We start from the raw sequence: 19,837 nt of genomic DNA on the forward strand, positions 1-19,837 counted from the left end.
CTTCTCACCTACATTTTATCCATATTGAATGTCATGCTTTCAATGACTTCTATCAATGTTCTTGCAGTGTCAAGTGAAGTCAGGCACGGCACACCGTTTTCCACTGATTCACGGCGGATCCTGAAGCCGTCCCTTTCAACTTCCTTACCCTTGGTCATCGTGTTGACGACGATTTGTACATTGCCGTTCTGGATGGTGCGGAGGAGTGTTTCCTCACCTTCCCCGATCTTCTCCACGGTCACGACCGGGATGTCCGCTTCTTCGAGTGCGGCAGCGGTCCCTTTCGTGGCGAGGATGCGGTAACCGCAGTGTGAAAATCTTTTCGCGAGCTCAACCGCTTCCGTCTTATCCTTATCCGCAATAGTGAACAGGGCCGTGCCGTGGTCCTTGACATCCAGGCCACTCGCGACGAGGCTCTTATACAGTGCTTTATTCAGCGTATCGTCCTTGCCCATGACCTCACCCGTCGATTTCATCTCGGGGCCGAGTGTGACATCGACATTCTTCAGCTTGGAGAAACTGAATACCGGCGCTTTGACGTAGTAACCCGGTTTGACCGGCTGCAATCCAGGCGCATGGCTGCTCTCGCTGAGTTTTTTCCCGAGGATGGCGTGCATCGCAAGTCCGGCCATCGGCACTTCGGTGATCTTGCTCATGAATGGTACAGTCCGGCTCGACCTCGGATTCACTTCCAGTACGAAAATGCCGTCTTTGGACAGGACGAACTGGATGTTGATGATGCCGATGATGTTCAGACCCTTCGCAAGGCGTTCAGTGTAGTCCACAAGCGTATCGATCTCATCCTGCGACAGATTGACCGGAGGATAGACCGCCATGGAGTCTCCCGAGTGCACCCCGGCACGCTCGATATGTTCCATGATTCCCGGTATGATCACATTCTCCCCGTCACATATCGCATCCACTTCGATTTCCTTGCCCGTGAGATAGCTGTCGATGAGCACAGGGTGCTCGGGTGATGCTTTGACGGCATTGCGCATATAGTTCTTCAGTTCATTTTCATTGAAGACGATTTCCATTGCACGGCCACCGAGGACATAACTCGGTCGCACGAGCACCGGAAAACCGATGTGGTGCGCATTGTCCAGGGCTTCCTCTTCATTCGTTGCGGTTTTGCCGTGCGGCTGAGGGACTTTTATTTCCTGCAGCAGTGCTTCAAAACGTTTGCGGTCTTCGGCACGGTCGATGTCATCGAGGCTCGTACCGAGGATTCTGACACCCTCCTCGGACAGGCGGTCCGCAAGATTGATTGCGGTCTGGCCGCCGAACTGGACGACGACGCCTTTCGGATTTTCATTGTTGACGATGTTCATGACATCTTCATGTGTGAGCGGCTCAAAATATAATTTGTCGGAGATCGAGAAGTCTGTCGATACGGTTTCAGGGTTGTTGTTGACGATGATGGCTTCATACCCCGCTTCCTGGATGGCCCACACCGCATGGACCGTGGCGTAGTCGAACTCGATGCCCTGCCCGATGCGGATCGGACCGCTGCCGAGGACGAGGATCTTTTCTTTATCACTTGGCACCGACTCGTTTTCGGTTTCATACGTGCCGTAGAAATACGGCGTATTGGACTCGAATTCGGCTGCACAGGTATCCACCATCTTATATACCGGCATGATGCCCTCTTCTTTTCTGATCTTGAAGACATCACCTTCGGCCATCTCCCAGCGGTGTCCGATGACACGGTCGCTGAAGCCGTATTTTTTTGCCCATTTGAGATGCGGGATGCTGTTTTTGTTCTCTTTGAGCTCCCTTTCGATATCGATGATATGCTTGAACTTGTTCAGGAAGTACATATCGATCTTCGTCCAGTCATGTATCTCCTCCAGTGTGACCCCGCGGCGGATCGCTTCACCGATGAAGAACAGGCGCTCATCACTCTGGGCCTTGATGGAATTGATGATGTAATCCAGCGTGAATGCATCACCGTTCGGCAGCCCCAGATGGTGGACGCCGTATTCGAGTGAACGGATCGCCTTCAACAGGGATTCCTCATACGTTCGTCCAATCGCCATGACTTCCCCAGTCGCCTTCATCTGCGTGCCGAGTTTGCGCTCGCCTTTTTCAAACTTATCGAACGGGAAACGCGCAATTTTTGAAACGACATAATCCAGCGCCGGTTCGAATGCCGCATAGCTCGTGTTCGTCACAGGGTTGATCATTTCATCCAGCGTCATGCCGACCGCAATCTTGGCGGCAAGCTTCGCTATCGGGTAGCCGGTCGCTTTCGATGCCAGTGCACTTGAGCGTGACACCCTCGGATTCACCTCGATGATATAGTAGTCGAATGAGTCCGGGTCGAGCGCGAGCTGAACGTTGCATCCACCTTCGATTTCAAGCTCCCTGATGATGTTGAGGGAGACGTTGCGGAGCATCTGGTGCTCTTTGTCGGTCATCGTCTGGCTTGGTGCCACGACGATAGAGTCCCCTGTATGGATGCCGACCGGATCGATGTTTTCCATGTTGCAGACGACGATCGCGTTGTCGTTTGAATCCCGCATCACTTCATATTCAATCTCTTTGAAGCCGGCGATTGATTTTTCAATCAGACACTGGTTCACCGGTGAGTATTTCAACCCGTTCGCAACGATCTCCTTCAGATCATCTTCGTTTTCACAGATGCCGCCGCCGCTGCCGCCCATGGTGTATGCCGGGCGCACGATGAACGGGTAACCGGCCCTGTCAACGAAGTCATAGGCTTCGTCAATGGTGGTGATGATGTCCGACTCCGGTACAGGCACACTCATCTCATTCATCAAATTTCTGAATAAGTCGCGGTCTTCCGCCTGTTTGATGGAATCAAGCTTCGTTCCGAGCAGCTCGACTTCGTTTTCTTCGAGGACGCCGAGACGGTCCAGTTCAACCGCCATGTTGAGCCCGACCTGGCCGCCGAGCGTCGGCAGGAGTGCATCCGGCTGCTCTTTGCGGATGATGCGGCTGATGAAGTCTGGTGTCAGCGGTTCGATATAGACCACATCCGCTATTTCCTTATCCGTCATGATCGTGGCAGGATTCGAATTCACAAGGATGACACGATAACCTTCCTCCTTCAATGCAAGGCATGCCTGCGTTCCGGCATAGTCGAATTCCGCCGCCTGGCCGATGATGATCGGACCGCTCCCGATCACGAGTATTGTATTGATATCCGTGCGTTTAGACATTTTGTCGTCCTCCTTCAGTTGTCATCAAGTCCATGAATTCGTCGAAGAGATAAGATGAATCATGCGGTCCAGCCGCTGCTTCAGGATGATACTGGACACTGAACACCGGTTCTGTTTTGTGCCTGATGCCCTCTATGGAACCGTCATTGATCGCGATATGCGTCACTTCGAAATCAGTGTCCTTCAAACTGTCTTCCACTATGGCATAACCGTGGTTCTGGGATGTGATTTCTATTTTATTTGCCGCGAGGTTCTTTACAGGCTGATTGCCGCCGCGGTGGCCGAATTTCATCTTGTAAGAACTCGCCCCTCCGGCAAGCGCGATGAGCTGATGACCGAGGCAGATGCCGAAGAGCGGCACTCTGCCGATCAAGCTTTTGATTGTTTCAACCGCAGCCCCCACATCTTCCGGGTTGCCCGGTCCGTTCGAAAGCATCACACCGTCGGGCTTGAGCTGCATGATCTCTTCACTTGTCGAATCATGCGGCATCACCGTGACATCGCATCCCCGCTGATTCAGGGAACGGACGATATTCTCTTTTTTTCCGAAATCGATGAGTGCCACCCTGTGCCCTCTCCCTGTTGAAATGTAAGGTGTGCGGGTCGAGACACGTTCAACCTGGTCCCGGGGGAGTTCAAAAGATTCCAGTGAACGGACCGTATCTTCATGGTCTGCTGAATCAGTGATCATGGCCTTCATCACACCGGTCGAACGGATCCTTCTTGTGATACTCCGGGTATCCACACCGCTGATGCCGACAATTCCGTACTTTTTCAAAAAGGCATCCAGATTTTCCTGAGACCTGAAGTTGGAGGGATGTTCAACCGCTTCCCTGACGACGACACCTTTGGCTGTCGGCAGTAATGATTCGCTGTCTTCTGTATTGAATCCCGCGCTCCCGACGAGCGGATAACTGAAAGTGATGATCTGATCCGTATATGAATTATCAGTGATGATTTCCTGGATGCCGGTCATGGACGTGTTGAAGACGATTTCACCTGAAGACTCCCCTTCCGCCCCGAGTTTATATCCTTCATAGACGGTGCCGTCCTCCAGCACCAGGTATCTTATGTCATTTAACATTATTTTCCCTCCATTTGATATTTGATTTCACCATTCACAATGGTCAGGTATATATCCGACGACAGTTCGACACCGTCGAAAGGTGTGTTTTTGGATTTTGATAAAAATGCTGTCTTATCCAGTGTGTACTTTTCCTCCAGATCGATCACGGTGATGTCCGCGTCCCTCCCCGGCAATAAAACACCCATGTCCAGGTCGAATACACGGGACGGCTTGACGGTGAGGCGGTCCACCAGCTCCTGGAGCGTCATCACACCGGTCAGCACAAGTTTCGTGTAACACAGCTGGAAAGCATTTTCGATGCCGACGATGCCGAACGGCGCAGTTTCGATCCCCACGGCCTTTTCATCTTCCTGATGCGGTGCATGGTCCGTTGCGATGAAATCGATCGTGCCGTCGAGCAGCCCTTCGATCAGCGCCGCTTTGTCGGCGGCACCCCGGAGCGGCGGATTCATCTTGAAGTTCGGGTCTTTCGAGGTGATGTCCGTTTCATCCAGTATGAGATGATGCGGCGTCACTTCAGCGGTCACGTTGATGCCGGCACGCTTCGCATCACGTATGATCCGCACGCTTTCCTTCGTCGAGACGTGGCACACATGGTAATGGCAGCCCGCAGCCTCGGCAAGCAGGATGTCCCTTGCGATCTGGACCGATTCGGTCACTGATGGGATGCCCGGGATCCCCAGCACCCCGCTTGTGATGCCGTCATGAACCGCACCGCCGCGGATGAGTGTGTTCTCCTCCGTATGGGCGACGATCGGCATATCAAGCTTTGCTGCTTCAACCATTGCACGGAACATCATGTCCGCACTCTGCACACCGACGCCGTCATCCGTGAAGGCGAATGCGCCCGACTCCTTCAATCCTTCGAAGTCCGCCAGCTTCTCCCCCTTCAGTCCTTCGGTGATGGATGCATATGGCAGTACTTTCGTATGCGCATCCGTGTCGATGATGCTGTTGACATGTTCCAGCCGTTCCACGGTGTCCGTGATCGGGTTCGTATTCGGCATCGGGGAGATTGAGGTGAATCCGCCCCTTGCCGCAGCAAGGGTGCCTGTCTCGATCGTTTCCTTATGTTCGAAACCGGGCTCCCTGAGGTGCACATGCACATCGACAAGGCCCGGCGTGATGAGTTTGCCGCCGAGGTCGATGACCTCCCGGTCCTCCCCATCCAGGTCAGTCCCCATTGCTTTGATCTTACCGCCTTCGATCAGGAGATCCTGTTCGATCAGTTCGTTATCATGAAGTACCACACCATTTTTTAATAGCATCAATTATTCTCCTTTAAAATGTTTTCCAAAATACTCATGCGCATGAACACACCATTCTGCATCTGGCTGAAAATACGGCTCTTCTCCGCTTCGACCAGTTCCGAGGAGATTTCCACATCCCGGTTCACCGGTGCCGGATGCATGATGATCGCTTCATCCTTCATCTTCTCGTAACGTGCGGGGTTCAGGCCGTATTCGGCATTATACCCTTCTTTCGAAAATGTCATCTGCACGAAATGCCGCTCGTGCTGTACGCGCAGCAGCATGAGGACATCACACGTCTCCACCGCCTCATCGAAATCGATGTATGCGCCTTCGAGGCCCGCATCCTGCCACTCCCGGGGCCCGGAGAAATAAACGTCGGCACCCAGTTTCCTCAGCGCCTGATAATTGCTGTGGGCGACCCGTGAGTGTGAGATGTCTCCGGAAATCACGACTTTCAATCCTTTGAAGCTGCCGAAGTTTTCGTATATCGTCATCAGGTCGAGGAGGCACTGGGTCGGGTGTGATCCGCTGCCGTCCCCGCCGTTCACGATCGGTACATTGATGTCTTCCAATGTATCGAAGTACCGGTTGTCACCGTGCCGGATCACAAGCACGTCCGCCCCGATCGCTTCGAGTGTCCTGCATGTATCATAGAGGCTTTCCCCTTTTTGGACGGAACTCGTATCCGCATCAAAAGGGATTGCATGTATGCCAAGGTTGAACTCCGCCATTTCAAAACTCATTCTTGTACGCGTGGAGTTTTCAAAAAAAAGGTTCACCACGGTTTTATCGTGAAACTTCCGGGGGCTCTCCCCCTCCTTCAAAGTCAATGCACGCTTGATCAACGTCAGAATTTCAGTTTCATTCAAAGATTCCACTGTCAGCAGATTATTCATTGACAGCCGCCTCCTTCGGTAATACTGCATTTAGTATGATGCCTGCGAGTGCTGCTAAAGCCATGCCTTCAAGATTGAAAGGTATATCCCCGATCATGAAGTCCAGGTGGGCCTTGCCGATGCCGATCACCAATATGACTGATGCGATGACAAGGTTCCTTTTATTATCGAGGTCGATCTCTGCATCGATCAGGATCCTGAGTCCGCTCGCTGCAATGATGCCGAAGAGCAGGATTGAAACCCCGCCCATCACCGGGGAAGGTATCGACTGCACCAGTGCGGTGAACTTGCCGACGAAGCCGAGTATCACTGCAAACACCGCAGCACCCCCGATGACCCATATGCTGAAGACTTTCGTTATGGCCAGGACACCGATGTTCTCGCCGTAAGTCGTCGTCGGTGGACCGCCGATGGTGCTTGCGAACATCGTCGCGACGCCGTCCCCGATCAATGACCTGTGCAGGCCCGGCTCTTTGAAGAAATCCCGTCCGACGATCTTGTTGATGACGACCTGGTGTCCGATATGCTCGGACACCGTGACGAAAACGATCGGCAGCATGACGATGAACAGGCCGACATTGATGGAGGGCTCATATGAGAGCAGCGGCATATGCACATCCGGCAGCACAAACCATCCCGTCTCCCTGATCTGTGTGAAGTCCACAATTCCGAAAAGCATCGCCGTAATATATCCGCCGACGATCCCGATCAGGATGGGGATGAGACCGAGCACGCCTTTCAGGAATACAGAAGCGGCCACTGTGATCATGAGGGTGATGACGGCGATTGCAATGTAGCTCAGGCTGTAGCCCTCCTGATTACCCGAATCGGTGTACATCGCCATATCCACTGCGACCGGTGCCAGCCCGAGGCCGATCACCATGATGACCGGCCCCACGACTATCGGCGGCAGCATCCGTATCAGCCAGTCCGTCCCGGATACTCTGATGATGAGCCCGATGACCACATACAGCACCCCGCTGAAGAACAGTGCAGTCAGCACTTCACCCAAAGTATTCGCCCCGAGCGCGATCGTGATCGGCAGTATGAAGGCGAAACTCGACCCGAGATAGGCGGGGATCTGACCTTTCGTTATCCATATGTAAAGGAGCGTGCCGACTCCGCTTGCGATCAGAGCCGCACTGACCGGCAGGCCGGTCAGGAAAGGCACAAGTACAGTGGCTCCGAACATTGCGAACAAATGCTGTGAACTCAGGAGTGCCCACTGGGACATCTTCGGTTTCTCATGGACATCCAGCTTCGGTTCGAAGCTTCTCTCATAAAGGTGGTCTGTAGGTAGTTTTTCTCTCATGTCTTTTCTCCTATCCTGTCAATGTGACTGCATTGCTGCCGTCGACTTCCTGCAGTGCAACATTGATGCTTTCCTCTTTGGCGGTCGGGATGTTTTTGCCTACGTAATCCGCACGGATCGGCAGCTCCCGGTGCCCCCGGTCGATCAGCACCGCCAGTGATATTTTCGATGGCCGCACCGAGTTCAATATCGCATCCATCGCCGCCCTGATGGTGCGGCCGGTGAAGAGTACATCATCGACGAGCACAACGTGCTTGTCATTCAGGTCGGCGTCGATGACGATATCTTCATCTGCCAGTTTCCGTCCGGGCTTATCGTCCCTGTAGTTGCTGATGTCTATCGCTCCGGTCGGGACACTCACCTCTTCAATCTGCACGATCTTCTGCTGCAGCCTGTCTGCAAGGAACTCCCCCCTGGTTTTGATTCCGAGCAGGATGATGTTTTCAGTTCCCTTATTCCTCTCAAGCACTTCGTGCGCCATCCGCGTCAATGACCGGCTGATCTGCGCATCATCAAGAATCATACGTTCTTTCATTTTTTAAACCTCCATAAAATTTCATAAAAAAATACTCATGCCCCGCGGCATGAGTATATACGTATCCCTTGAAACAGTCCTGCTGCAGATAAAGCACCCGCAGGTGCTCGTCGGCAGACAGACTTGTCCTCGTTTATATCATGCCTTGCCGGCCTCACGGGACCGGTTTTAAAGACATTTTCATAATATTCGGTTGTCGTTCGTATTGTTTATAAGCATAGCCTTGTTGAAAAGCATTGTCAAGGATTAGTGGAATGGATTTTTATTTGGAGGGAAGCCTTTTCCTGCTCATTCAGAGCTGATTTTTTGGAGGAATAAAGAGCGTCCTCCGCTGCCTGCTCATTCAGGCTTGATTTTTACTGTGAATGAGCAGATTCCTCCCCTGCCTGCTCACTCAGGGATGATTTTCACTGTGAATGAGCAGATTCTTTCTCTGCCTGCTCACTCAGGGATGATTTTTACTGTGAATGAGCAGATTCTTTCTCTGCCTGCTCACTCAGGGATGATTTTTACTGTGAATGAGCAGATTCTTTCTCTGCCTGCTCATTCAGGCTTGATTTTTACTGTGAATGAGCAGATTCCTCCCCTGCCTGTTCACTCAGGGATGATTTTCACTCCGAATGAGCAGATTCTTTCTCTGCCTGCTCACTCAGGCTTGATTTTCACTCCAAATGAGCAGGTCCCTCCGCCCCCTCCCTAAAAAAAAGCAAAATCCGTGACGGATTTTGCTTTTTCCCTCAAATCTACTGCTCCCTCATCCTCAAATCATCCAATACGGCTTCAAATTCGTCCGGCAGTCCGGCAGAGAATTCAAGCCTCTCGCCGCTCGCCGGGTGTGTAAAGCCGATGACTCCGGCATGGAGCAGCTGGCCGCCGACGTCCATCGTCCGCCTCTGGCCGTACTTCGGATCACCGGCTATCGGATAGCCGATGTACTGCATATGCACACGGATCTGGTGCGTCCTTCCGGTTTCAAGTATGCACTCGACGAGTGTATAATCCTTGAAGCGTTCCAGCACATTGAAGTGCGTCACCGCTTCTTTCCCGTCATCGACGACGGCCATCTCCTGGCGCTCGCGCGGATTCCTGCCGATCGGCGCCTCCACGGTGCCCTTGTCATGCGGGATCACGCCGTGGACGAGTGCCGTATATTTCCTTGTGACACTTTTATCGACGAGCTGCTCGACGAGGTTGCGGTGGACGACATCATTCTTCGCCACCATCAGAAGTCCGCTCGTATCCTTGTCGATCCGGTGCACGATGCCCGGCCGCAGTTCACCGTTGATGCCGGATAACTCATCCAGCTGGTGCATCAGCCCGTTCACGAGCGTGCCGCCGGTGTGCCCGGCTGATGGATGGACCACCATGCCTTTCGGCTTGTAGACGACGGCAACATCCGAATCTTCATAGATGATATCCAGATCAAGATCTTCCGGGCTGATATCGGATTCGACGAGCTCGCGTTCCTCGACGATGATGTCATCACCGTCTTTCACTTTATAATTGGGCTTCACGGTTTCACCGTTCACTTTGACGATGCCGTCTTTGATCCGCCCCTGAAGATCGCTTCTGGACGAATCCGGCACGATCCCGCTCAGGAAGCGGTCGAGCCTTTCACCGGCATCATCATGGCCTGCTGTTATTCTGTTCATTTTCATCACCTCGTCCCATGAAGAAAAACTCGATCAGCATCAGCACGACACCGACTGTCAGTGCACTGTCGGCGACATTGAATATCGGGAAGTCATACCCGAAGATCATGACATCGACGAAATCCACGACTTCCTGGAATAAGATCCTGTCGATGAAATTCCCGACCGCACCGGCCAGGAGGAAAGTCAGTGCAAGCTGCATCAGAAGATTATCCTTCGCCTCTTTTTTATAGATGTAGATCAGCATCCCTACAACAGCGACCGTGACGATGTAGAAAAACAGCATCTGGCCCTGGAACATGCCCCAGGCTGCGCCCGTGTTCCGGTGCGAGGTCAACCTCAGGAATCCGTCGATGAGCGCGATGGATTCCCCGATGTCCATATGTCTCACCACCAGATTTTTGGTCAGCTGATCGAGGGCGATCAGCCCCCCGCCAAGGAGGCCCATTGAAGCAAGTCTGTATTTTTTCATCAAATCCTCCTATTGTGCATCGACGACACTGCGGCATCTCGGACAGATATCGTCTTCGCCGCTCGTGATGCGCTCTGCAGTGGAATAATTCCAGCAGCGCTCACAACGTTCGCCTTCCGCATGTTCGACCTTGACGGTGACTGTCTCATATTCGGTGCCGTCAGCAAGCGTCTCCACCACTTCGACCTGGGAGACGATGAAGAGCTGCTCGAGATTGCCGTGCAGATCCTCGAACTTCATTTCCTTCGGTTCGGTCACATACACTTTGGCTTCCAGGGATTTTCCGATGACTTTGTCGTTACGCGCCACTTCGAGCGCCCGGTAGACATCATCACGGACTTTGAGGAAGTACTGCCATTTCTGAACGAGAGCAGTGTCGACTTCCGCCTTCTCGGGCAGATACTCAAGATGCACACTCTCTTTTTCCGTATGCGGTGTATGCTGATAGATCTCTTCGGCAGTGTGTACCAGTATCGGTGCCAGCAGTTTGTTGAGATCCGTCAGGATCTTATAGAGCACCGTCTGCATGCTGCGGCGGATCGGCGCATCCATCTGTTCGATGTAGAGGATGTCCTTGCCGTAGTCCAGATAGAAATTGGACAGGTCGACGTTGATGAAGTTCTGCAGCGACTGATATACCGTCACATAATCATAACGCTCATAAGCATCACGGATCAGATTGATCATTTCATTGAACCTCTGGTGCATGAACTGGTCGATTTCAAATAAATCCTCATATGCCACAGCATCCGTCTTCGGATCGAAGTCATCGACATTGCCGAGCATGAAGCGGAATGTGTTGCGGATCTTGCGGTAGACTTCCGACACCTGTTTCAGGATGTCGTCGGATATGCGCACATCTTCCTCGAAGTCGGAAGACATGACCCACAGGCGGATGATGTCAGCACCCATCTGCTTCATAACCTTCTCAGGCAGTATGACGTTGCCGAGGGACTTCGACATCTTCTTGCCCTGCCCGTCCATGACGAATCCATGGCTCAGCAGTTCCTTGTAAGGGGAATGGCCTTTCGTCGCGACACTCGTGATGATCGATGAGTTGAACCACCCGCGGTACTGGTCGGAACCTTCGAAGTAAAGGTCTGCCGGATATGTCAGGTAATCCCGGTAATGCAGCACACCTCTGTGCGTGGATCCGGAGTCGAACCAGACGTCCATGATGTCGGTTTCTTTTGTGAATTTGCCGTTCGGGGATCCGGGATGCGTGTAGCCTTCCGGCAGAAGATCCGCCGCCTCACGTTCGAACCATACATTGGAACCATGTGCTTCAAACAGTTCTGCCACATGTTCGATCACATCGGCATCCACGATTTCTTCACCGTTTTCCGCATAGAAGAATGGCAGCGGCACACCCCATACACGCTGACGGGAGATGACCCAGTCGCCGCGGTTCTTGATCATGTTGTACATGCGCTTTTTATTCCACTCGACCTGGAACTTCGTGTCTTCGACCGCCTGCAGGATATCATCGCGCACACCGTTGATTGATGCGAACCACTGCGGCGTTGCACGGAATATGACAGGTGTCTTCGTGCGCCAGTCATGCGGGAACGAGTGGGTGTAGAAGTTCAGCTTCAGCAATGCACCGGCCGCATCAAGGTCTTCCGTGATGACTTTGTTGGCATCATCATAGAACATGCCTGAATATTTGCCGGCTTCATCAGTGAACACACCCTTGTCATCCAGCGGGCTCAACACCTGCAGCCCGTACTTCTGGCCGACGATGAAGTCATCATCACCATGGCCCGGTGCCGTATGGACGAGGCCCGTACCGGCATCGGTCGTCACATAATCACCGAGGACGACCAGGCTGGTGCGGTCATACAACGGATGCTTCGCTTCTGCATACTCGAGCTCGGACCCTTTGAACTCTTTCGTGCGCGTGACCTTCTCCTTATCGAATCCAGCCTCTTCGCACAGATGATCGAGCAGGTCGTCGACGACGACATATTCCCGCCCTTCATGGTTGAACTGCACATAGTTCAAATCAGGGTGCACGGCGATCGCCATGTTCGAAGGGATGGTCCATGGTGTGGTCGTCCAGATAACGAGATTTACACCCGTTTCAAGGACACCTTTCCCGTCGGAAACTTCGAATGATACATAAATTGAAGGTGAGCGTTTGTCCTTGTATTCGAGTTCCGCTTCTGCAAGCGATGATTCACTTGCCGGGGACCAGTGGATCGGCTTCTTGCCTTTGTAGATCAGGCCTTTTTCAACCATGTCCTTAAGCACCCTGATCTGGGAGGCTTCAAATTCCGGTTTATACGTCAGGTAAGGATTGTCCCATTCACCGTCGATCCCCATGCGCTTGAATCCTTCCCGCTGCGCGTCGATCTGTGAATCCGCAAACTCGATGCATTTGTTCCTGAATTCTTCGATCGTCATGCTCTTCCGGTCGACACCCTTATTGGCCAGTGCCTGCTCGATCGGCAGACCGTGGGTATCCCAGCCGGGCACGTAAGGTGAATAGTAACCCTGCATCTGTTTATTGCGGATGATGATATCCTTGATGATCTTGTTGAGCGCATGCCCCATGTGGAGCGCCCCGTTCGCATACGGCGGGCCGTCATGCAGGATGTATGGTGTGTTCCCCTCATTCATCTTCAGTTTCTTTTCATATAAGTTCATTTCGCGCCAGTCTTCCTGCATCTTGGGTTCTTTATTGATCAGGCCGCCACGCATCTTGAACTTCGTTTTCGGCATAAGCAACGTATCTTTATAATCCATTTTCCACTCTCCCGTATTCTAATGATTTTCCTAAAATAAAAAAACTCCAACTGAATCAACAGGGGCGAATTTTTCCGCGGTACCACCCTTATTGACCCGTAGTCAGAGTCATCTCGATCGATAATATTCACAGCGAATCATTAGTGATGTCAAAATGCCGGGCATCCGGGGCTCCCACCATCCCCCGGTCGCTTTAGAAGCCACTCGCATCATGCGTGTCTAACAATATATACATTATGCTAAAATTATCATGATTCGTCAATATTTACTCTTCATTATTTCTGTGTTCATCAATGATGTCACGCGCACGGTCCTCATTGTCGAGATCGTAATCCAGAAGATAATCCCAGTCATCCGATTCGAGCAGGTCAAGCTGTGCCTGGACGAGCATCTTGAAACGTGCCCTGAACACTTTCGACTGACGTTTCATATCTTCTGTCTGGCTTCCGATATGCCTTGCCCGGTCCATTGCATCATCCATGATCCTCCCCCGTTCCGCTTCGGCTGCAGCGATGATTTCATTTGCGCGTTCACGTGCCGCTTCCTTCATATCATCGCCCGCCCTCTGTGCGGTCAGGATCGCCTCATTGATGCTCGTCTCGACGGACCTGAAGCTTGACAGGTTCTCCTCCCGTTCGTTCAGCATACCTTCAAGCTGGTCTATTCTCTTATCCCGTTCCTCGATTTCACTCTGAATCCTTTTCAGGTGATCCCTCACTTCTTTTTCATCCAGCCCGCGGTAGACCGTTGAAAACTTCTTGCCTGTCCTTTCGCTCGCTTCCATAGCCCCTCACCTCTCAATTACTTTTATAGACTTTCGTTTTCACCCTGAATTTCCCTTTTTTGGTCTCATGGAGCATTTCCGTCACTTTAAATCTGCCGAAATGCCTCACTGAGACGACGTCGCCTTCTTCAACCACCATGGCAGGATTTGTGACGCGCGTGTGGTTGACCTTCACTTTCATCTTTTCAATCCTGTTCTTCGCTTTTGCCCTGCTCTCTTTCAGCATCTCGGCAGTCACGGTATCCAGCCTGAAGCTGGATATCAGTATGGTTTCTGCCGTTCCGTCGTCAATGATGGCTTTGAGGTGTTCATGCGGCACCTCACTCAGAGTTACGGGGGCGTTTTTTATCATGGTGAGCTCCGTTTCAAATATGTGGTGATAAGGTCTGGCGATGGCAAACTGGATGGTTTCCCCGAGGACGATGTCTCCGATCAGGCTGCGATCCAGCCCCACATTCATGATCGCACCCAGTATGTTCCGGTGGCTGAGATCCACGAATTTTTCCGGATACTCCAATTCAAGGACCATCACTTCAAAATCATCGTGCGTCACTTCCATCATTGCCGGAATCAGCATCGCACGCATGCGTTCTCGCCCGCACGTCTCGCCCCCGCCGTAAAACCTGAGGCCTACGTCCGGATAATGCCCCGCCAGACTTTCAACAATGTTCTGCTCACGCGGGTCCAGGAAATCAAGCAGCACCGGATAGTAATCCCGCTCAGCCACTTCGAACCGGCTGTTGAACTTTATGATCTTCTCTTTTTCTTCCGGCCTGAAATGCTGGAATATCTCTTTCACAATCATTGCTCCTTAATTTGAAAATCACGGGGATAATAAATATCACCGTGATTATACATTAAAATGCGACTACAAATGAAATTAAAGCGTTGAAAACTTCAACCAGTCCGACCTGGAACAGCCACAGCACCACGAACAGGATGATCGGTGACAGATCCAGCATACCGCCGAGCGGTGGAATGATCTTTCTGAATGGTTCCAATATCGGTTCATAAATTTTGCCCAAAAACTGGCCGAACGATGATTCCCGTAGAGCCGGCAGCCATGAACTCAGTATATAGATGATCAGACCCCACCTGAACAGCTGGAGTAGTATCAGTGTGATATTGGAAAGTGCGTAGATGATATTAAGTATTAATGATTTATCCAAGTTAATGCTCCTTACATTTCTTCTAGGTTTTCCTTATCGGAAGAGATTTCACCTTCTACAACGACACTTTTAGGCGTACAGAGGAAAATATCACTGCCCACCTTTTGGATATCACCGTTCAATGCATAAACGGTGCCGCTTAAAAAGTCCACAATCCTCTTTTTGGGCGCTGCGTCCACTTTGGATAAATTCACTAAAGTTGCACGTTCATTCTTCAATTCATCCGCAATATCCTGTGTTTCTGAAAAAACTCTCGGCTCAAATAAATGCACTTTTGCGTTCCTGTCGTCAGTGTTCATCAAAGTGTTCTCCTTATCCTTATCAGATGCATATTTCCTTTTCGGTGCCTGTCTGCCGAAGGTGGTCTTTTCCTTCTTGAAAAATGGGCGGGACTGCCTGTCGTCCTCATCTTTTTTAATTTTGCTGCTTGTCTCCGTGCTCCCATTCTTCGTCAGGTCAAGCCGGGTGACCTTGCTCGAGCTGGACTGCCGGTCATTATTTTTGACCTCAGCCTCCACCTTTTTCGATTGTTGTTCAGCTCCGGATGATTCTTCTTCCACTTCCACAACAAAAAAATCTTTAAAAAAGTTTTTTATAGCGATGACAATCACCTGCTCCCCATTATTTTTGAGCCGATCCTTATATAAGATGCGCCGTGGTCAACTGCGATGCCATAGTCGTTGCTCATTCCCATGCTGAGTTCCGTGATTTCAGGATGGGTCTTCTGCAGCTCATCCCTCAAAGATTTCAACCTTCCAAATGTATCGTGCAATACACCGGTGTCATCAGTCAGAGGCGCCATGGTCATCAGACCGACCACTGCAACCTTGTCATATTGTGCGACAGCCTCCAGAAAAGGCCGTACTTCTTCAACGTCCAGTCCGTGTTTGGAGGATTCTTCCGAAATATTGACCTGTATAAAACATTTTACCTCATTCAGGGCATGTTGTTCAATTCTTTTTGCAACACTTTCCCTGTCGAGGGAATGCAGATAAGTCAGATGCTCTGCAATCTCCTTCACTTTCCTTGACTGCAGAGTGCCTATGAAGTGGACATTCGCATCTTCAGGAAGCGCCCTGCGCTTCTCCAAAAATCCTTCAACACGATTCTCCCCGAATTCCCTGACACCTGCTTCATATGCTTCAAGTGTCTCTTCGACTGAATGGTATTTCGTCACGACTATGATTTTCACATCATCGGACAACTCTTGTTTTATCGCATTAAAATTTTCTTTGATCATTTGATACTCTCCCTATAAATGCTAATGCACGACCGGTTTCCCCTTTTTCCAGCCGGAAAGAGAAAAACCGATCCGTATCTTCGGTGCCAAGCGGTGTGACGTGAATATCGTCCGGATCCACACCGAAAGATTCCGCCTGATTTCGATTGACCGTCTTCAGATCCAGCAGAAAGCCGTCTCCTGATTCGACGACCGCGCCTTTCAGATGTTCATCACGCAGCTGTCGGATCACCCTGTCGTCCACTTCATAATGGGAGGGGTTGATGCTGATGCCGATGATGACGACCAGGTCGGACGGGCGCCCGTCATACTCATCCAATGTATTGATCAGGATCTCTTTTGAAGTCCCTTTCCAGCCTGCATGGACCAGGGCCGTGAAGTTGTTGACCCTGCTGTATATATATACCGGCACACAATCTGCATAATTCATGGTGAGGAGGAGGTTTTCATCATAGGTGTATAATGCATCGATGTCATGCAGCGCCTCCGTCAGTTCCCTGACGTTCACACCTCTGTCTTTCGACGACACTTCAGCGACATTTCCGCCATGTTTTTGCACCGGCAGCACCCAGCTGTCCGGGCTGATGCCGATTTCATCCGCCAGCAGATCCTGGTGCCTGTTGACGTTCCCCCTGTCATCCCCGATATACAGTGCCATGTTGAAGCTCTCCCCGGGATAACGGCTCAAGCCCCCCGTCCGCTTCGTATACCCGAACAGGCAGCCATCTTCTGTGTTTCCGTAAAAGTGATCATGTGGTTGAAATGAAAATGGAGTCATAGCCTCACCTCAAAAATAAAGTCAGAAAGGCACGCCCTTCTGACTTTATAGGATATTATTATCGTCTGCGGCGATTACGGTTCCTTAAGAAAGTCGGCACTTCGTAATCATCGTCCTGGGAAGTGCCCGTGTTCGGCTCTTCTTCCCGATGCAGACTGCGGGACCTTCTCGGCTCTTCATCCTGACTTGAGAATGAGAAGGATTCTTTCTTCTCCTCGACAGGGCTTCTGTCCGGTGTGCGGTTCACGCCTTTTTCATTGAAGCCTGTGGCGATGACCGTCACGACGAGTTCATCTTCAAGTTCAGGGTTGATGACGGTACCGAAGATCATATTGACATCTTCGTCTGCCGCATCCTGCACGATGTCCGCTGCTTCCTGGGCTTCGAACAGTGACAGGGATTCACCGCCTGTGATGTTCATCAGTACGCCCTGTGCACCGACGATCGACGTTTCAAGCAGCGGGCTTGAAATTGCTTTTTTAGCCGCTTCCACCGCACGGTTTTCACCGGCTGATATGCCGATGCCCATAAGTGCGGAGCCCTGGTTCTGCATGATTGTTTTGACGTCTGCAAAGTCCAGGTTCACTTCACCGCTGACTGCGATGAGGTCTGAAATGCCCTGTACACCCTGACGGAGTACGTTGTCAGCTTCTTTGAACGCTTCCATCATCGGTGTGGATTTATCCACGATATCAAGTAGACGATCATTAGGGATGACGATCAGTGTATCCACTGCAGCTTTCATCGCATCGACACCGGCTGCCGCCTGTGTCTGACGCTTTCTGCCTTCAAATGAGAAAGGACGTGTCACGACCCCGACTGTCAGGATGCCCATTTCCTTCGCTATCTTGGCAACGATCGGTGCAGCGCCTGTACCCGTTCCACCGCCCATGCCGGCAGTCACGAACACCATATCCGCGCCCTGCAGCGCATCTTCTATCTGTTCACGGGACTCTTCGGCCGCTTTTTTACCGATGTCCGGGTTTGCACCGGCGCCAAGTCCTCTTGTCAATTTCTCACCAATCTGGATTTTGGATTCCGCCTTTGATAAATTCAAAGCCTGGCCATCCGTATTGATGGCGATGAATTCAACATTCTGCATGCCGTCGTCGATCATCCGGTTGACGGCGTTGTTACCGCCGCCACCTACACCAACAACTTTAAGTGTTGCCAAATGGTTAAACCCTTGCTCAAATTCTAACATCTTGTTTTTCCTCCCAATGATTCATCTTATTCAAAAAGATTCTTAAATAATTTTTTCATATAGCCGCTGACATCTCTTGCTTCTTTAGGCCGTTTCTCTACGGTGCTGCCGTCACTCACTTTTTTGCCGTCATCATAGGAATAATCAGTATACTCTTCGTATTCCGCATCATCCTGGACTTTCTCATGCTGGGCCGGCGAATCTTCAGCCGGTCTTTCCACTGCCTCATTCTTATCTTTTCTAGTCTTGAATAAACCACTGAAGAAGTTTGAATCGCTGTCATCCGGAGTTTCTGCAGAAGTATTTACTGGTGCCGTGTCATAATTATCAATTGTAACATATTCCAGGAGCTCATCAAATGAAATTCCACTGCTGACCGTGGAAATGGCACTTGAAAATTCAGGTTTCCTCGCCCCCATCTGATTCGGTATATGAATGCGGACTTTTTCAGAGACCATGTCCTGCATCAGCTCTTTGACGCCGAGCAGATTCGCCGTGCCACCCGTGACTATGAAACCGCCGCTCACTTTATTGATCGAACGCTGCTGCAGATCCTCAAAGACACCGAGCAGCATTTCTTCGAGGCGCAGCTCGATGATATCTGCCAGATCTTTCGGTGTCACTTCTATGGCGTCTTCACTGTTGATCTGCGGCAGGCGGATGATATCTTCGTCGTTTGCCATATCAAAGAAAGCATGGCCGTATTGGGTTTTCATCTTATCTGCTATGTCGTAAGGTGTATCGAACGCCTGGGAGAGGTCACTGCTGATCAGATTGCCGCCCACCGGTATGCTCGAAGCATACTTCAGACCACCGCGTTCATAATATGCATACTGCGTGAGTTCCGCGCCGATATCAATCACCACACTGCCGAGTTCCGCCTCGGCATCCGTGAGTATATGTTCAAAGTTCACTGCGTCGGAATAGACGTCAAGGACAGTCAGACCGGACTCCTCGACACATTTGACCGTATTGATGAGCAGTGTGCGGTTTATAAGAACGATGCCTGCTTTGACTGAAAGTGACTGGGTCGCCACCATATCTTTTGGATCCTTCACTTCGTGCAGGTCGTCCACGATAAAATGAACCGGAAACACCGTCACAACTTCCAGGTCATTCCCAAGTTCCTTTTCCCTTATTGATTCAAGCAGACTTTCAATATGTTCACCTTTGATTTCAGTCGATTCCCCGCCGAAGCGGATCGCCTCTTCACCGAACTTCATTTCCGAATCAGTGATCGGCATCTTTAAAAATACTTCGTCTATTTCCACACCTGATGAAATGCTTGCTTTCTTCACTGTATCTTTAATTGCACTTTTAGCCAGTTCAAAATCCGTGATCATACCTTTAGATATCCCGTCAGTGAAAGTTTGACCGGTTCCGATGATGTTGACCCCATCGTGAAACTTCTCACCGACGACTGCTTTTATACTTGATGAGCCGATATCAAGGGCTACATAGTAATGTTCCTTCAAGTCATCTGCCTCCTAGCGAGCTATCAATTTACTATACTCAGTTTACA

Annotated in this window: 18 protein-coding genes; 1 reads left to right on the forward strand and 17 read right to left on the reverse strand. The window is 51.1% G+C overall.

The genetic code is table 11. The annotated features are described in order from the left end of the window. Positions 1-8 precede the first annotated feature (8 nt). The 6 genes from carB to pyrR are packed head-to-tail and all read right to left on the reverse strand — an operon-like array spanning position 9 to position 8,268. Positions 9-3,185: a carbamoyl-phosphate synthase large subunit gene (gene carB / locus BUA12_RS03705; RefSeq protein WP_072708416.1), complete on the reverse strand. Its 3,177-nt coding sequence runs from the start codon at positions 3,183-3,185 to the stop codon at positions 9-11. Beyond that, complete coding sequence (locus BUA12_RS03710; RefSeq protein WP_072708418.1) at positions 3,178-4,269, reverse strand: carbamoyl phosphate synthase small subunit; 1,092 nt, start codon at positions 4,267-4,269, stop codon at positions 3,178-3,180. The genes carB and BUA12_RS03710 overlap by 8 nt, the downstream gene beginning before the upstream one ends. Next, entirely contained in the window at positions 4,269-5,540 is a 1,272-nt protein-coding gene (gene pyrC / locus BUA12_RS03715) for a dihydroorotase (RefSeq protein WP_072708420.1), read from the reverse strand. Before pyrC ends, BUA12_RS03710 begins: the two co-directional genes overlap by 1 nt. Further along, entirely contained in the window at positions 5,540-6,421 is an 882-nt protein-coding gene (locus BUA12_RS03720; protein WP_072708422.1) for an aspartate carbamoyltransferase catalytic subunit, read from the reverse strand. The genes pyrC and BUA12_RS03720 overlap by 1 nt, the downstream gene beginning before the upstream one ends. Next, positions 6,414-7,733: a uracil-xanthine permease family protein gene (locus BUA12_RS03725; protein ID WP_072708424.1), complete on the reverse strand. Its 1,320-nt coding sequence runs from the start codon at positions 7,731-7,733 to the stop codon at positions 6,414-6,416. The genes BUA12_RS03720 and BUA12_RS03725 overlap by 8 nt, the downstream gene beginning before the upstream one ends. A 10-nt stretch (positions 7,734-7,743) precedes the next feature. After that, entirely contained in the window at positions 7,744-8,268 is a 525-nt protein-coding gene (gene pyrR / locus BUA12_RS03730) for a bifunctional pyr operon transcriptional regulator/uracil phosphoribosyltransferase PyrR (RefSeq protein WP_072708425.1), read from the reverse strand. Between the two features lie 412 nt (positions 8,269-8,680). On the opposite strand from pyrR, the gene BUA12_RS03735 reads away from it, so the two are divergent. Next, positions 8,681-8,968 (forward strand): hypothetical protein, encoded by a 288-nt coding sequence (locus BUA12_RS03735; protein WP_143146070.1) that lies wholly within the window; start codon positions 8,681-8,683, stop codon positions 8,966-8,968. Positions 8,969-9,011: 43 nt separating this feature from the next. On the opposite strand, the gene BUA12_RS03740 is transcribed toward BUA12_RS03735, so the two are convergent. From BUA12_RS03740 to ftsA, 11 genes are all read right to left on the reverse strand, one after another. After that, a complete protein-coding gene (locus tag BUA12_RS03740) occupies positions 9,012-9,920 on the reverse strand; it encodes an RluA family pseudouridine synthase (RefSeq protein ID WP_084669875.1) in 909 nt (302 codons plus the stop codon). Beyond that, positions 9,895-10,392: a signal peptidase II gene (gene lspA, locus BUA12_RS03745; RefSeq protein WP_143146071.1), complete on the reverse strand. Its 498-nt coding sequence runs from the start codon at positions 10,390-10,392 to the stop codon at positions 9,895-9,897. Before lspA ends, BUA12_RS03740 begins: the two co-directional genes overlap by 26 nt. A gap of 9 nt (positions 10,393-10,401) precedes the next feature. Beyond that, positions 10,402-13,140 carry an isoleucine--tRNA ligase gene (ileS, locus tag BUA12_RS03750; protein WP_072708433.1) on the reverse strand — a complete coding sequence of 913 codons (2,739 nt, stop codon included), beginning with the start codon at positions 13,138-13,140 and terminating at the stop codon, positions 10,402-10,404. 265 nt (positions 13,141-13,405) lie between these two features. Then, on the reverse strand, positions 13,406-13,924 hold the full coding sequence (locus BUA12_RS03755; protein ID WP_072708435.1) for a DivIVA domain-containing protein: 519 nt from the start codon (positions 13,922-13,924) through the stop codon (positions 13,406-13,408). Positions 13,925-13,937: 13 nt separating this feature from the next. Then, on the reverse strand, positions 13,938-14,723 hold the full coding sequence (locus BUA12_RS03760) for a YlmH family RNA-binding protein (protein WP_084669924.1): 786 nt from the start codon (positions 14,721-14,723) through the stop codon (positions 13,938-13,940). 58 nt (positions 14,724-14,781) lie between these two features. Continuing rightward, positions 14,782-15,093: a YggT family protein gene (locus tag BUA12_RS03765; RefSeq protein ID WP_084669876.1), complete on the reverse strand. Its 312-nt coding sequence runs from the start codon at positions 15,091-15,093 to the stop codon at positions 14,782-14,784. Positions 15,094-15,104: 11 nt separating this feature from the next. Further along, positions 15,105-15,659 carry a cell division protein SepF gene (locus tag BUA12_RS13180; RefSeq protein ID WP_245772735.1) on the reverse strand — a complete coding sequence of 185 codons (555 nt, stop codon included), beginning with the start codon at positions 15,657-15,659 and terminating at the stop codon, positions 15,105-15,107. 41 nt (positions 15,660-15,700) lie between these two features. Next, complete coding sequence (locus BUA12_RS03775) at positions 15,701-16,333, reverse strand: YggS family pyridoxal phosphate-dependent enzyme (protein ID WP_072708440.1); 633 nt, start codon at positions 16,331-16,333, stop codon at positions 15,701-15,703. After that, positions 16,314-17,111 (reverse strand): purine nucleoside phosphorylase YfiH/LACC1 family protein, encoded by a 798-nt coding sequence (locus tag BUA12_RS03780; protein WP_072708442.1) that lies wholly within the window; start codon positions 17,109-17,111, stop codon positions 16,314-16,316. Before BUA12_RS03780 ends, BUA12_RS03775 begins: the two co-directional genes overlap by 20 nt. 58 nt (positions 17,112-17,169) lie before the next feature. Continuing rightward, the gene (gene ftsZ / locus BUA12_RS03785) at positions 17,170-18,315 is read right to left on the reverse strand and encodes a cell division protein FtsZ (RefSeq protein ID WP_072708444.1); all 1,146 of its coding nucleotides are present in this window, start codon (positions 18,313-18,315) and stop codon (positions 17,170-17,172) included. Between the two features lie 26 nt (positions 18,316-18,341). Beyond that, positions 18,342-19,790 carry a cell division protein FtsA gene (gene ftsA, locus BUA12_RS03790; protein ID WP_072708446.1) on the reverse strand — a complete coding sequence of 483 codons (1,449 nt, stop codon included), beginning with the start codon at positions 19,788-19,790 and terminating at the stop codon, positions 18,342-18,344. Between the last annotated feature and the right edge of the window lie 47 nt (positions 19,791-19,837).

The organism is Lacicoccus alkaliphilus DSM 16010, from assembly GCF_900142805.1.
GTDB lineage: Bacteria > Bacillota > Bacilli > Staphylococcales > Salinicoccaceae > Lacicoccus > Lacicoccus alkaliphilus.

What these genes read in the sequence shown, in the direction of transcription:
- carB (WP_072708416.1), bottom strand. Translation starts at nt 3,185, where the DNA reads ATGTCTAAACGCACGGATATCAATACAATACTCGTGATCGGGAGCGGT.
- BUA12_RS03710 (WP_072708418.1), bottom strand. Translation starts at nt 4,269, where the DNA reads ATGTTAAATGACATAAGATACCTGGTGCTGGAGGACGGCACCGTCTAT.
- pyrC (WP_072708420.1), bottom strand. Translation starts at nt 5,540, where the DNA reads ATGCTATTAAAAAATGGTGTGGTACTTCATGATAACGAACTGATCGAA.
- BUA12_RS03720 (WP_072708422.1), bottom strand. Translation starts at nt 6,421, where the DNA reads ATGAATAATCTGCTGACAGTGGAATCTTTGAATGAAACTGAAATTCTG.
- BUA12_RS03725 (WP_072708424.1), bottom strand. Translation starts at nt 7,733, where the DNA reads ATGAGAGAAAAACTACCTACAGACCACCTTTATGAGAGAAGCTTCGAA.
- pyrR (WP_072708425.1), bottom strand. Translation starts at nt 8,268, where the DNA reads ATGAAAGAACGTATGATTCTTGATGATGCGCAGATCAGCCGGTCATTG.
- BUA12_RS03740 (WP_084669875.1), bottom strand. Translation starts at nt 9,920, where the DNA reads ATGAACAGAATAACAGCAGGCCATGATGATGCCGGTGAAAGGCTCGAC.
- lspA (WP_143146071.1), bottom strand. Translation starts at nt 10,392, where the DNA reads ATGAAAAAATACAGACTTGCTTCAATGGGCCTCCTTGGCGGGGGGCTG.
- ileS (WP_072708433.1), bottom strand. Translation starts at nt 13,140, where the DNA reads ATGGATTATAAAGATACGTTGCTTATGCCGAAAACGAAGTTCAAGATG.
- BUA12_RS03755 (WP_072708435.1), bottom strand. Translation starts at nt 13,924, where the DNA reads ATGGAAGCGAGCGAAAGGACAGGCAAGAAGTTTTCAACGGTCTACCGC.
- BUA12_RS03775 (WP_072708440.1), bottom strand. Translation starts at nt 16,333, where the DNA reads ATGATCAAAGAAAATTTTAATGCGATAAAACAAGAGTTGTCCGATGAT.
- BUA12_RS03780 (WP_072708442.1), bottom strand. Translation starts at nt 17,111, where the DNA reads ATGACTCCATTTTCATTTCAACCACATGATCACTTTTACGGAAACACA.
- ftsZ (WP_072708444.1), bottom strand. Translation starts at nt 18,315, where the DNA reads ATGTTAGAATTTGAGCAAGGGTTTAACCATTTGGCAACACTTAAAGTT.